Genomic DNA, 13,343 nt, shown 5'->3' on the forward strand with positions numbered 1-13,343 from the left:
AAAAAGGAGTAAACATGAAGAAAAAACTATTGGCAGGAGCCATTACCTTATTATCTGTAGCGACTTTGGCTGCTTGTTCAAAAAGTTCTGAAGGAGCTGACCTCATCAGCATGAAGGGTGATGTCGTCACTGAACATCAATTTTATGAACAAGTCAAAAATAACCCAACTGCGCAACAAGTTTTGCTTAATATGGCCATTGAAAAAGTTTTTGAAAAACAATATGGTTCAGAAGTAACTGATAAAGAAGTGGATGATGCTGTTGCTGAAGAGCAGAAGAAATACGGTGATAGTTATCAAAATGTTCTTTCACGTGCGGGTATGACTCCTGAGACTCGTAAAGCTCAAATTCGCACAAGTAAGTTGGTCGAATTGGCAGTTAAAAAAGCAGCAGAAAATGAATTGACTGACGAAGCTTACCAAAAAGCTTTTGAGTCTTATACACCAGATGTAACAGCTCAGATCATCCGTATGGATAATGAAGACAAGGCCAAAGAAGTGCTTGAAAAAGCAAAAGCAGAAGGAGCTGATTTTGCTCAGTTGGCAAAAGACAACTCAAATGATGACAAGACAAAAGGAAATGGTGGCGAAATCACTTTTGACTCTGCTTCAACAGAACTTCCAGAACAAGTCAAGAAGGCGGCCTTTGCCTTGGATGTGAATGGTGTCTCTGATGTTATCACAGCGACTGGAACACAAGCCTACAGTACCCAATACTACATTATTAAGCTAACCAAGAAAACAGAAAAATCATCAAACCTGGATGACTACAAAGAAAAATTGAAAACGGTCATCCTGGCTCAGAAACAAAATGATTCATCTTTCGTTCAGAGCGTTATCGGAAAAGAATTCCAAGCTGCCAATATTAAAGTGAAAGATCCTGTTTTCCAAAATATCTTTGCCCAATACGTTGGTGGTGCAGACTCAAACTCAAGCAGTAGCTCATCAGCAGAATAAAAAAGAAAATACAAACTTCGTCTTGAAGTTTGTATTTTTTAGTAATCAGTTTCGGCCAAATAGCAAAATTCGAAGGATTGGAGGATAAGAGTTTTTTTCTTTCTGAAAAAATGGTATAATAGCAATCAAAACTAGAAAATAAAACGGAATTAGGAACAGTTTTCTCTGTTTCTATTAGAGTGGTGACATATGAAAATTAGTAAAAGGCACCTATTGAACTATTCCATTTTGATTCCTTACCTCCTTTTATCGATTTTGGGTCTAATTGTTGTTTACTCAACGACGAGTGCAACCTTGATTCAAGAAGGAAAAAGCGCTCTTCAGTTAGCTCGGAACCAAGGAATGTTTTGGGGAGTTAGTTTGGTTTTGATTGCCTTAATTTATAAACTGAAACTTGGTTTTTTAAGAAATGAACGCTTGATTTTTATCGTTATGTTTGTAGAGATCATTCTCCTAGCTTTGGCTCGGCTAATTGGGACACCAGTCAATGGTGCTTACGGTTGGATTTCTGTAGGACCTGTAACGATTCAGCCTGCAGAGTACCTTAAGATTATCATTATTTGGTACCTAGCCCATCGATTCTCAAAACAGCAAGATGAGATAGCTGTTTACGATTTCCAAGTCTTGACTCAGAATCAGTGGTTACCTCGAGCTTTTAACGACTGGCGTTTCGTTTTACTGGTTTTGATTGGTAGTTTGGGAATTTTCCCTGACTTGGGAAATGCGACCATTCTGGTCTTGGTGTCACTGCTTATGTACACAGTTAGTGGAATTGCCTATCGTTGGTTCTCGACTATTCTGACTCTCTTGGCGGGCAGTTCGATTTTGGTCTTGTCTGTCATTCGCTTTGTCGGGGTTGAAAAGTTTTCTCAAATTCCGGTATTTGGTTACGTTGCCAAACGTTTTAGTGCCTTCTTTAATCCCTTTAATGACTTGGCGGGTGCAGGACACCAGCTCGCAAATTCCTACTATGCAATGGTAAATGGTGGCTGGTTTGGACTTGGATTAGGAAATTCCATTGAGAAACGTGGTTATTTGCCAGAAGCGCATACGGATTTCGTCTTTTCAATCGTCATCGAGGAATTTGGATTTGTAGGAGCGGGTATGATTTTGGCACTTCTCTTCTTCTTGATTTTGAGAATCATTCTAGTCGGTATTCGAGCTAAGGATCCCTTTAACTCCATGGTTGCTATCGGTGTCGGAGGGATGATCCTTGTTCAGGTCTTTGTCAATATCGGTGGAATTTCTGGTTTGATTCCTTCTACAGGGGTAACCTTCCCCTTCCTTTCACAAGGGGGGAATAGTCTTCTGGTCTTATCTGTAGCCATTGCCTTTGTACTAAATATCGATGCCAGCGAAAAACGTGCCAAACTTATCAGAGAATATGAAGGTCAAACTTCTGTTACTCTATAAGGATTGAATGGAAAGGAAAGTTTATGTCACTTCAAAAATTAGAAAACTATAGCAATAAAGCAGTCGTCCAAGAAGAAGTCTTGATTTTGACTGAGCTGTTAGAAGACATCACTAAAAATATGCTTGCGCCAGAGACTTTTGATAAAATCATGCAGTTGAAGGACTTGTCTACAAGCGAAAACTATCAAGGACTCAATAAATTGGTGACCAGCCTTTCAAACGAGGAAATGATCTATATTTCTCGCTATTTCTCAATCCTTCCACTCTTGATCAATATCTCTGAAGATGTGGATTTGGCTTATGAAATCAATCACCAAAATAATGTAGACCAAGACTATCTAGGAAAACTGTCAACAACCATTAAGATGGTGGCTGAAAAAGAAAATGCGGCTGCAATTTTGGAGCAGCTGAATGTAGTTCCAGTTTTGACTGCCCACCCGACTCAAGTACAACGCAAGAGTATGCTGGACTTAACCAATCATATCCATACACTCTTACGGAAGTACCGTGATGTCAAACTCGGCTTGATCAACAAAGAAAAATGGCACACAGATCTCCGTCGTTACATTGAAATTATCATGCAAACGGATATGATTCGCGAGAAGAAATTGAAGGTAACCAACGAAATCACCAACGTGATGGAGTACTATCAGAGTTCTTTCTTGAATGCTGTTCCACGTTTGACGGCTGAGTATAAGAAACTAGCTAAGGAACAAGGTATCGAGCTCCAACATCCAAAACCGATTACCATGGGGATGTGGATCGGAGGAGACCGTGATGGAAATCCTTTCGTAACAGCGGAAACCCTCAACAAATCAGCCTTGACTCAGTGCGAAGTCATCATGAACTACTACGATGAGAAGATTTATAACCTTTATCGTGAATTTTCACTTTCAACCAGCATCGTGAATGTCAGTGACAAGGTTCGTGAGATGGCGCTGAAGTCTCAGGACAACTCGATTTATCGTGAAAAAGAACTCTATCGTCGTGCTCTCTTTGACATCCAAGCTAAGATGCAGGCAACCAAGGCTTATCTTATTGAAGACAAGGATCTTCAACCTAGATATGCCACTGCAGATGAATTCTACCAAGACTTGTTAGCCATCCGAGATTCTCTATTAGAGAACAAAGGTGAGTACCTGATTTCAGGAGAATTTGTCGAGTTGATGCAGGCGGTTGAAATCTTTGGCTTCTATCTTGCCTCTATCGACATGCGCCAAGATTCTAGTGTTCACGAAGCCTGTGTGGCAGAATTGCTAGCATCCGCAGGGATCAACGACCACTATAGCGATTTGTCTGAAGATGAAAAATGCGCCCTCCTCTTAAAAGAGTTGGAAGAAGATCCTCGTATCCTCTCAGCCACTCATGCTGAAAAGTCAGAACTACTTGAGAAAGAACTATCTATCTTTAAAGCCGCTCGCAAGTTGAAGGATAAATTAGGTGAAAACGTCATTCGTCAAACCATCATCTCTCATGCAACAAGTGTATCCGATATGCTAGAATTAGCCATCATGCTCAAGGAAGTCGGCTTGGTGGATGCCCAAAAAGCACGCGTTCAGATTGTTCCCCTCTTTGAAACGATCGAAGACTTGGATCATTCGGAAGAAACCATGAGAAGATATTTCTCTCTACCTTTGGCTAAAAAATGGATTGCTTCAAAAGACAACTACCAAGAAATCATGCTTGGCTACTCTGATAGTAACAAGGATGGTGGATACCTGTCATCATGTTGGACATTATATAAAGCGCAACAGCAACTGACTGCTATTGGAGACGAATTTGGCGTTAAAGTTACCTTCTTCCACGGTCGTGGTGGTACCGTGGGTCGTGGTGGAGGACCAACTTATGAAGCCATTACATCTCAACCACTCAAGTCTATCAAAGACCGCATCCGTCTGACTGAGCAGGGAGAAGTCATTGGAAATAAATACGGAAACAAAGACGCTGCCTATTATAACCTTGAAATGTTGGTTTCTGCAGCCATTAACCGTATGATTACCAAGAAGAAGAGTGATACCAATACGTCAAATCGTTACGAAGCTATCATGGATCAAGTAGTGGACCGTAGCTACGATATCTACCGTGATTTGGTCTTTGGAAATGAACATTTCTATGACTATTTCTTTGAATCAAGTCCTATCAAGGCTATTTCAAGCTTCAATATCGGTTCACGTCCAGCAGCTCGTAAGACCATCACTGAAATTGGCGGTTTGCGTGCCATTCCTTGGGTCTTCTCATGGTCACAAAGCCGTGTCATGTTCCCTGGATGGTATGGCGTGGGTTCAAGCTTCAAAGAGTTTATTGATCAGAATCCTGATAATATTGAGATCCTCCGTGACATGTACCAAAACTGGCCTTTCTTCCAATCCCTGCTCTCTAATGTGGATATGGTCTTGTCTAAGTCTAACATGAACATTGCCTTCGAATATGCCAAGCTCTGTGAAGACGAAGAAGTACAAGCTATCTACTACACTATTTTAGATGAATGGCAGTTGACCAAGGATGTTATTCTGGCTATCGAAGGTTATGACGAACTCTTGGCGGAGAACTCTTACCTAAAAGACAGTCTAAACTATCGTATGCCTTACTTTAATATCCTGAACTACATCCAGTTGGAGTTGATCAAACGACAACGTCGCGGCGAATTGTCAGCTGACGAAGAAAAACTGATCCACACAACTATCAACGGAATTGCGACCGGTTTGCGTAATTCAGGCTGATATTCTACAAACTTCCTCTTTTTTCAAGGGGAAGTTTTTGAATTGTTTAAAAAATTCTAAAAATAGTCTTGACAAGTAATTGAAAAATGATATAATTTAAACATTCAGAAAGTAATCATGCTCATTTTTTAGAGAGTCTGTGGTTGGTGAAAGCAGATAGATGAAATTGATGAAATTGGGCTGAATGTTATTAAGAATTTGAAATCATAAAAATTCGGTGAGCACACCTTACAGTGCAACTCGTTATTGCGAGAAAGAGCGATAGGGATATTCCCTATAATTGAGGTGGCACCGCGCATCGACGTCCTCACACAAGTTTTTTGTGTGAGGACTTTTTCTATTAGGAGGATGATGATGGAATTTAAACGATGGCGTCGCTTGTTTTGTTGAAAAGAGCATTATACAAGTGATTTAAAGGAGAAAAAATATGAAAAATAAACGTTTAATTGGAATTATCGCTGGATTAGCAGTATTAGTAGTGGCTAGCTTGATCTATTCTTCAATGAACAAGCCGGTAGCTAAGGAAGAGCAAAAGGTCGCTAAGGTTGGTGTCCTTCAATTTGTTAGTCATCCATCCTTGGACTTGATTTATCAAGGAATTCAAGATGGACTAGCTGAAGAAGGCTATAAGGACGACCAAGTAAAAATCGACTTTATGAACTCTGAAGGTGATCAGAGCAAGGTTGCAACCATGAGTAAACAATTGGTAGCAAATGGAAACGACGTTGTTGTTGGGATTGCAACACCAGCAGCTCAAGGACTTGCAAGTGCTACTAAAGATCTACCAGTTATCATGGCTGCTATTACAGACCCAATCGGTGCTAACTTGGTTAAAGATTTGAAAAAACCAGGTGGCAACATCACAGGGGTATCAGACCACAACCCAGCTGAACAACAAGTAGAGTTGATAAAAACTCTCACACCAAATGTCAAAACAATCGGAGCTCTCTACTCAAGCAGTGAAGATAACTCAAAATCACAAGTTGAAGAATTCAAGGCTTATGCTGAAAAAGCAGGTTTGACAGTCGAAACATTTGCCGTTCCATCAACCAATGAGATTGCTTCAACAGTTAATGTTATGACCAGCAAGGTCGATGCAATTTGGGTTCCAATTGACAACACCATCGCATCCGCATTTTCAACAGTTGTTTCAAGCAACCAAACAGCTAAAAAGCCAATCTACCCAAGTGCCACTGCCATGGTAGAAGCAGGTGGATTAGCATCTGTAGTAGTTGACCAACACGATCTTGGAGTGGCTACTGGTAAAATGATTGCTAAAGTTTTGAAAGGTGAAAAACCAGCTGATACGCCAGTTAATGTCTTCTCAACTGGTAAGTCAGTGATTAACAAAAAACTAGCGCAGGAACTTGGTATAACCATTCCTGAGTCTGTTCTAAAAGAAGCAGGACAAGTGATTGAATAAAGATAAAGGAGGAGCTGGACACATCTCCTCCCATTTTTACTAAAGAAAGAAATGAGTGAAAGATTATGATAGTATCCATTATTTCTCAGGGGATGGTCTGGGCGATTTTAGGTTTGGGAATCTTTATGACTTTCCGAATTTTGAATTTCCCTGATATGACTACTGAAGGCTCTTTTCCTCTAGGGGGAGCAGTAGCTGTAACCTTGATAACACAGGGAATCAATCCATTTTTAGCAACCCTAGCCGCAGTAGGAGCGGGATGTCTAGCTGGTATGGCGACAGGTCTCTTATATACCAAAGGAAAAATTCCAACTCTCTTATCAGGGATTCTGGTCATGACTTCTTGCCATTCCATCATGCTTATGATTATGGGGCGTGCCAATCTGGGGCTTCTTGGAACCAAGCAAATTCAGGATGTCTTGCCTTTTGGTTCAGATTTTAATCAACTGCTGACTGGATTAATCTTTGTAGCTCTTGTAATTGGTCTCATGCTCTTTTTCCTAGATACTAAACTAGGTCAAGCCTACATCGCTACAGGTGACAATCCCGATATGGCTCGTAGCTTTGGTATCAATACAGGACGAATGGAACTCATGGGCTTGGTTCTCTCAAATGGGATTATCGCGCTTGCAGGGGCCTTAATTGCTCAACAAGAAGGATACGCGGATGTTTCTCGAGGAATTGGAGTAATCGTCGTAGGGCTTGCTAGCTTGATTATTGGTGAGGTATTGTTTAAGAGTTTGACCTTGGCAGAGCGACTCATGACCATCGTTGTGGGGTCTATTGCTTATCAATTCCTCGTCTGGGGAGTGATTGCTCTTGGGTTTAATACAAGTTATCTTCGTTTGTACAGCGCCCTGATTTTGGCAGTTTGCCTCATGATTCCAACCTTCAAAAGCAAATACCTGAAAGGAGTCAAGTTTAGCAAATGACAGCAATTGTAGAATTAAAAAATGCTACCAAAGTCATCACAAATGGCTTTGATGAGGAAAAAATCATTCTGAATGATGTTTCTCTTGAAATTTTCGAACATGATTTCATTACTATCCTAGGTGGAAATGGAGCAGGGAAGTCAACGCTTTTTAACACTATTGCAGGTACCTTACCTTTAACAAGTGGAAGTATCCGTATCATGGGCGAGGATGTGACGCTTTTTTCACCTGAGAAGCGGGCTAAGTACTTGTCTCGTGTCTTTCAGGATCCTAAGATGGGTACGGCTCCCCGTATGACGGTAGCGGAAAATCTCTTGATTGCCAAGTTTCGTGGTGAGAAGAGAGGACTCCTTCCTAGGAGACTTTCAAGCCATAGAGAAGAATTTCAGACAACCATTGAAAAAGTGGGAAATGGGCTTGAAAAACATCTGGACACTCCGATTGAGTTTCTTTCAGGTGGACAACGTCAGGCCTTGAGTCTCTTGATGGCAACCTTGAAGCGACCAGAGTTGCTCTTGTTGGATGAACACACAGCAGCTCTCGACCCAAAGACCAGTGTTGCTTTGATGGAGTTAACAGATGACTTTGTCAGCAAGGATCATCTAACAGCCTTGATGATTACCCACCATATGGAGGATGCACTGAAGTATGGAAATCGTCTGATAGTCATGAAGGAAGGCCGTATCATCCAAGACCTCAATAAAGAAGAAAAAGCTAAGATGAAAATCTCAGACTACTATCAACTTTTTGAGTAGATAATTTTTAAATCAAGCATCCTTAAAAACTTAGAAGTAGGCTTTTGCTTCTAAGTTTTTTGGTGAATTTTAAATATTACTGTTTTTTCCTATTCATCAGTTTTACTTTGGAGTATAATCAGTATAAGAATCTTAAACATTGATAAAAGTAAGGAGATAAAAATATGGCTTACACACAAGAAGATTTTCAGGAATGGATTTTTCAGATTGGATTTAAGATGGACTATTTTACTAGGGAGTTTGCTGAGGAACAAGGCCTTCATTTAGACTATAGCATGCAGTCTTTGGATGATTTGGAGGCTTGGATCTTGGCTCACTACGATGACCACCATGCTTTGATAGCAGACCGAAAGATGTTGGATTATTTGACCGTTTATATCGGTGAAACCTTCCGTAAGCACCTAGGAGGTAAATGGTTTATTGACCTTAAAAATAAAAAGAACGCCTATTATTCTATGCCTGTATTGACTGATCCATCCTATAGAGGAGTGGTATACAAAGCACCATTGACTTATGCAACGGCTTGCATTAGTAGAAAAGATGGTCAGTATATTAGCAGGATATTGAAAAATAACCTCGAAAATCAAGTGAAATAGTCTTTAATTTCTTTGCAAAGAGTAGAAAATTTGCTCAGAAGATACAGTTTTTCATGATAGCTGGAAACTTATGAAATAGTCTCATGCAAAAGGTATGAAATGGTTTACTTTTTTTCAGAAATAAAGTATACTATATAAAGTAAACTGTGATAAAATGGAGGTATTGTCTATGGTTGACAAGAGAGTCATCGAAGAGATCAAAAACAATACCAATATTGTCGAAATCATAGGAGAAGTGATTTCTTTACAAAAGGCTGGACGGAACTATTTAGGGCTCTGTCCTTTTCATGGTGAAAAGACCCCCTCTTTCAACGTTGTGGAAGACAAGCAGTTTTATCACTGTTTTGGCTGTGGGCGCTCAGGAGATGTCTTTAAGTTCATTGAAGAATATCAAGGTGTGTCCTTTATGGAAGCCGTTCAGCTCTTAGGTGAGCGCGTCGGTATTCAACTGGCTATGCCCGTACAGTCTCGTCCTCATCAGGCTTCCCCTCATCAAGCTCTATATGATATGCATGAAGAAGCTGCTCGTTTTTACCATGCAATCCTCATGACGACCAAGATGGGAGAAGAAGCAAGGGCTTATCTCTACAAACGTGGATTGACAGATGATGTTCTGAAGCACTTCCAGATTGGCTTGGCTCCAGCTGAAAGAAACTATCTCTACCAACGTTTATCTGGCAAGTTTGAGGAAAAGGATTTATTGGATTCGGGCTTGTTTTATTTGTCAGATGACAATCAGTTCTTGGATACCTTTTTCGGACGTATTGTCTTTCCTTTGACCAATGACAAGGGGCAGGTTATTGCATTTTCAGGTCGTATCTGGCAAGAAACGGATAGTCAGACTGCTAAGTATAAAAATAGTCGTTCAACTGCAATTTTTAATAAGAGTTACGAATTGTATCATTTGGATAAGGCAAAAAAGGGAACAGGTAAGATCACAGAACTCTATCTGATGGAAGGCTTCATGGATGTTATCGCGGCCTACCGTGCTGGTATAGAAAATGCTGTGGCTTCCATGGGAACAGCTCTGAGCAAGGAACATGTTGACCACCTCAAACGCTTTACCAAAAAAATTGTTCTCAGCTATGATGGCGACAAGGCAGGGCAGGCAGCAACAGCCAAGGCTTTAGAGGAGTTAAAAGATCTCTCAGTGGAAGTTGTCCGAGTACCTGATGCCATGGACCCAGATGAGTATTTGCAAAAGAATTCTGCTGAAGACCTGGCTTACCTTCTAACCAAGACACGAATCAGTCCCATAGAGTTCTATATTCACCAGCTCAAGCCTGAAAATAGTGATAACTTACAGGCGCAAATTGAGTTCATTGAAAAGATTGCGCCCTTAATCGCCAAAGAAAAGTCGATCACTGCGCAGAATTCTTACATTCACATTCTGGCGGATAACCTACCTTCCTTTGATTACCAGCAGGTAGAACAGATTGTAAATGAAAGTCGGATTGTTCAGAGACAGGAGAGAGTCAAAGAGGAGAAAACTCCAGCAGCGATTAGTTTACCTGTAACGCGACAACTGACAGCAGTCATGAGAGCAGAGGCTCATCTCCTTTATAGGATGGCTGAAAATCCAGTTGTTCTAAATGACTACCGATTGAGAGAAGATTTTTTCTTCGATACCCCAGAATTTCAGATTCTTTACGAATTATTAAGTGAGCAGGGAGAAATCGGCTCAGAGGAGCTTTCTCATCAGACGCCTGAGGTTGAAAATGCTTGGTACCATGTTCTTGGTCTAGATTTGCCAGCTGAGATGTCGCCTGAAGAACTTTCTGAAGTCGAAGCGACTCGAAACCGTGCCCTCCTCAGCAAGGACAACTTAAGAATTAAAAAGAAAGTGCAGGAAGCTAGTCATGTAGGAGATACAGACACAGCCTTGGAAGAATTGCAACGATTGATTTCCCAAAAGAGAAGAATGGAGTAATAATGGCAACAAAACAAAAAGAAGTAACTACATTTGATGTGCAAGTGGCAGACTTTATCCGTAACCACAAAAAAACAGGAACAGCAACAGACGACGAAATCAATTCAAGTCTAGTTATTCCTTTTACCCTGGATGCAGATGGCATTGAAGACCTTTTGCAACGGATTCAGGATGCTGGAATTTCCATCACAGATAATGAAGGAAATCCAAGTGCGCGTGTTCTTAGTGCGGAAGAAGAACCAGAACTCAGTGATGAGGACTTGATTGGATCAACTTCTGCCAAGGTTAATGACCCAGTCCGTATGTATTTGAAGGAAATCGGGGTTGTTCCTCTCTTGACCAACGAAGAAGAAAAGGAATTGGCCCTAGCTGTTGAGGCTGGTGATATTGAAGCCAAACAACGTCTTGCCGAAGCCAACCTTCGTTTGGTGGTTTCAATCGCTAAGCGCTACGTAGGGCGTGGCATGCAGTTTCTTGACTTGATCCAAGAAGGAAACATGGGTTTGATGAAGGCAGTGGACAAGTTTGACTATTCAAAAGGATTCAAGTTTTCAACTTACGCAACTTGGTGGATTCGTCAGGCGATCACTCGTGCCATCGCTGATCAAGCTCGTACCATCCGTATCCCTGTTCACATGGTTGAAACTATCAATAAATTGGTTCGTGAACAGCGAAATCTCCTTCAAGAATTGGGGCAAGATCCAACTCCTGAACAAATCGCTGAGCGTATGGATATGACACCTGACAAGGTGCGTGAAATCTTGAAAATCGCTCAAGAACCAGTATCGCTTGAAACACCAATCGGTGAAGAGGACGATAGCCATCTTGGGGATTTTATCGAAGACGAAGTGATTGAAAATCCAGTAGACTACACAACTCGAATCGTTTTGCGCGAGCAGTTGGATGAAGTCTTGGATACTCTCACAGACCGTGAAGAAAACGTCTTGCGCTTGCGCTTTGGACTGGACGATGGGAAAATGCGCACCCTTGAAGATGTTGGGAAAGTCTTTAACGTAACTCGTGAACGTATCCGTCAGATCGAGGCCAAGGCTTTGAGAAAATTACGTCAACCAAGTCGCAGTAAACCGCTTCGTGATTTTATTGAAGATTAGAGTGAGGATGAATATGGCTTATACAGAAGAGCAAATTGAAACGATTAAAACTCGTATTTTGACTGCCTTGGAAGAGGTCATCGACCCTGAGTTGGGAATTGATATTGTCAACCTAGGTTTGATTTATGAAATTCGTTTTGATGGTGAAACTGGTCACACTGAAATTGATATGACCTTGACAACTATGGGCTGTCCACTGGCTGACCTCTTAACAGACCAGATACATGATGCGATGACAGATGTGCCTGAAGTAACCAATACCGAAGTTAAATTGGTCTGGTATCCAGCTTGGACTGTTGAAAAAATGAGCCGATACGCACGTATCGCCCTAGGAATTAAATAAAGACTAAGAAAAATGTGAGAGACGATTGGAAAATGAGGAAATCTCCTTCTTTTTCCTCTGGTCTCTTCTTTCTTTTGCTGATTTTCTAGAAATAAAATGGTATAATGAAAGATATGGAAAACGAAAAATTGCGTGTCAATATGCTAAGTTCAAGTGAAAAAGTGGCTGGTCAAGGAGTGTCAGGAGCCTACCGTGAGTTGGTACGTCTCCTACATCGTGATGCCCAAGATCAGTTAATTGTTACGGAAAACCTTCCTGTTGAGGCAGATGTAACTCACTTTCATACCATTGATTTCCCTTATTATTTATCTACATTCCAAAAGAAACGCTCTGGGAGAAAAATTGGCTATGTGCATTTTTTGCCTGATACGCTTGAGGGAAGTTTGAAAATTCCATTTTTCTTAAAGGGAATTATCAAACGCTATGTTTTTTCATTTTACAACCGAATGGAACACTTGGTGGTGGTTAATCCCATGTTTATCGAGGATTTGGTGGCAGCTGGTATTCCACGTGAAAAAGTAACCTATATTCCAAACTTTGTAAATAAGGAAAAATGGCATCCACTGCCAGCTGACCAAGTAGCAAAACTTCGTCAGGAAATGGATTTAGCTGAAGCTCAGTTTGTTGTTGTCGGTGCAGGTCAGGTTCAGAAACGTAAAGGAATTGATGACTTTATCCGCCTTGCGGAGGAATTGCCAGAAATTACCTTTATCTGGGCAGGTGGTTTTTCATTTGGCGGGATGACAGATGGTTATGAACGCTATAAAAAAATCATGGACAATCCACCTAAAAATCTAATTTTCCCAGGTATTGTGTCACCGGAACGGATGCGGGAACTCTACGCTATGGCGGATCTCTTCTTGCTACCAAGTTACAACGAACTATTCCCTATGACTATCTTAGAGGCAGCTAGTTGTGAAGCACCGATTATGTTGAGGGATTTAGATCTATACAAGGTCATTCTCGAAGGGAATTATCGTGCTACAAGTGATGTTTCAGAGATGAGAGAAGCCATTCTCGAATACAAAGATCATCCTGAAAAGTTGAAAGACTTGAAAGAAAAAGCTCGCGAGATCTCCAAAGAGTACTCTGAGGAGCATTTACTGGAAATCTGGTTGAAGTTTTATCGGGAGCAGGCGGCTCTAGGCAAGAAGTGAGGTAAT

General features: G+C 41.0%; 11 protein-coding genes and 1 other annotated feature. All 11 genes read left to right on the forward strand.

The features are described from left to right. Positions 1-14 precede the first annotated feature (14 nt). The 11 genes from prsA to D8862_RS00490 all read left to right on the forward strand — a co-directional run bounded on the left by prsA (position 15) and on the right by D8862_RS00490 (position 13,337). A complete protein-coding gene (gene prsA, locus D8862_RS00440) occupies positions 15-956 on the forward strand; it encodes a peptidylprolyl isomerase PrsA (RefSeq protein WP_125448275.1) in 942 nt (313 codons plus the stop codon). Between the two features lie 189 nt (positions 957-1,145). Next, positions 1,146-2,369, forward strand: coding sequence for a cell division peptidoglycan polymerase FtsW (gene ftsW / locus D8862_RS00445; RefSeq protein WP_125448276.1), 1,224 nt, complete (start codon positions 1,146-1,148; stop codon positions 2,367-2,369). Positions 2,370-2,392: 23 nt separating this feature from the next. Further along, complete coding sequence (gene ppc / locus D8862_RS00450; protein ID WP_125448277.1) at positions 2,393-5,089, forward strand: phosphoenolpyruvate carboxylase; 2,697 nt, start codon at positions 2,393-2,395, stop codon at positions 5,087-5,089. A gap of 96 nt (positions 5,090-5,185) precedes the next feature. After that, positions 5,186-5,401 (forward strand) — a binding site (T-box leader). A gap of 115 nt (positions 5,402-5,516) precedes the next feature. Then, a complete protein-coding gene (gene trpX, locus D8862_RS00455) occupies positions 5,517-6,512 on the forward strand; it encodes a tryptophan ABC transporter substrate-binding protein (protein WP_084854098.1) in 996 nt (331 codons plus the stop codon). A gap of 65 nt (positions 6,513-6,577) precedes the next feature. Next, positions 6,578-7,444 (forward strand): ABC transporter permease, encoded by an 867-nt coding sequence (locus tag D8862_RS00460; RefSeq protein WP_125448278.1) that lies wholly within the window; start codon positions 6,578-6,580, stop codon positions 7,442-7,444. Continuing rightward, positions 7,441-8,199 carry an ABC transporter ATP-binding protein gene (locus tag D8862_RS00465; protein ID WP_125448279.1) on the forward strand — a complete coding sequence of 253 codons (759 nt, stop codon included), beginning with the start codon at positions 7,441-7,443 and terminating at the stop codon, positions 8,197-8,199. Before D8862_RS00460 ends, D8862_RS00465 begins: the two co-directional genes overlap by 4 nt. Positions 8,200-8,363: 164 nt before the next feature. Beyond that, positions 8,364-8,795 (forward strand): hypothetical protein, encoded by a 432-nt coding sequence (locus D8862_RS00470; protein ID WP_084947835.1) that lies wholly within the window; start codon positions 8,364-8,366, stop codon positions 8,793-8,795. Positions 8,796-8,964: 169 nt separating this feature from the next. Beyond that, positions 8,965-10,725, forward strand: coding sequence for a DNA primase (gene dnaG, locus D8862_RS00475; RefSeq protein WP_125448280.1), 1,761 nt, complete (start codon positions 8,965-8,967; stop codon positions 10,723-10,725). 2 nt (positions 10,726-10,727) lie between these two features. After that, complete coding sequence (rpoD, locus tag D8862_RS00480; RefSeq protein WP_000201892.1) at positions 10,728-11,837, forward strand: RNA polymerase sigma factor RpoD; 1,110 nt, start codon at positions 10,728-10,730, stop codon at positions 11,835-11,837. Positions 11,838-11,850: 13 nt separating this feature from the next. Then, positions 11,851-12,180 carry a metal-sulfur cluster assembly factor gene (locus D8862_RS00485; RefSeq protein WP_004243128.1) on the forward strand — a complete coding sequence of 110 codons (330 nt, stop codon included), beginning with the start codon at positions 11,851-11,853 and terminating at the stop codon, positions 12,178-12,180. Between the two features lie 113 nt (positions 12,181-12,293). Further along, entirely contained in the window at positions 12,294-13,337 is a 1,044-nt protein-coding gene (locus D8862_RS00490; protein WP_185760816.1) for a glycosyltransferase family 4 protein, read from the forward strand. The last annotated feature ends 6 nt before the right edge of the window (positions 13,338-13,343 follow it).

The sequence above is a fragment of the Streptococcus oralis genome (assembly GCF_003942585.1).
GTDB lineage: Bacteria > Bacillota > Bacilli > Lactobacillales > Streptococcaceae > Streptococcus > Streptococcus oralis_BE.

Excerpts from the sequence above, each read along its gene's own strand:
- D8862_RS00490 (WP_185760816.1), top strand. The coding sequence starts at position 12,294 with ATGGAAAACGAAAAATTGCGTGTCAATATGCTAAGTTCAAGTGAAAAA.
- ftsW (WP_125448276.1), top strand. The coding sequence starts at position 1,146 with ATGAAAATTAGTAAAAGGCACCTATTGAACTATTCCATTTTGATTCCT.
- prsA (WP_125448275.1), top strand. The coding sequence starts at position 15 with ATGAAGAAAAAACTATTGGCAGGAGCCATTACCTTATTATCTGTAGCG.
- D8862_RS00465 (WP_125448279.1), top strand. The coding sequence starts at position 7,441 with ATGACAGCAATTGTAGAATTAAAAAATGCTACCAAAGTCATCACAAAT.
- trpX (WP_084854098.1), top strand. The coding sequence starts at position 5,517 with ATGAAAAATAAACGTTTAATTGGAATTATCGCTGGATTAGCAGTATTA.
- D8862_RS00485 (WP_004243128.1), top strand. The coding sequence starts at position 11,851 with ATGGCTTATACAGAAGAGCAAATTGAAACGATTAAAACTCGTATTTTG.
- D8862_RS00470 (WP_084947835.1), top strand. The coding sequence starts at position 8,364 with ATGGCTTACACACAAGAAGATTTTCAGGAATGGATTTTTCAGATTGGA.
- ppc (WP_125448277.1), top strand. The coding sequence starts at position 2,393 with ATGTCACTTCAAAAATTAGAAAACTATAGCAATAAAGCAGTCGTCCAA.
- rpoD (WP_000201892.1), top strand. The coding sequence starts at position 10,728 with ATGGCAACAAAACAAAAAGAAGTAACTACATTTGATGTGCAAGTGGCA.
- D8862_RS00460 (WP_125448278.1), top strand. The coding sequence starts at position 6,578 with ATGATAGTATCCATTATTTCTCAGGGGATGGTCTGGGCGATTTTAGGT.
- dnaG (WP_125448280.1), top strand. The coding sequence starts at position 8,965 with ATGGTTGACAAGAGAGTCATCGAAGAGATCAAAAACAATACCAATATT.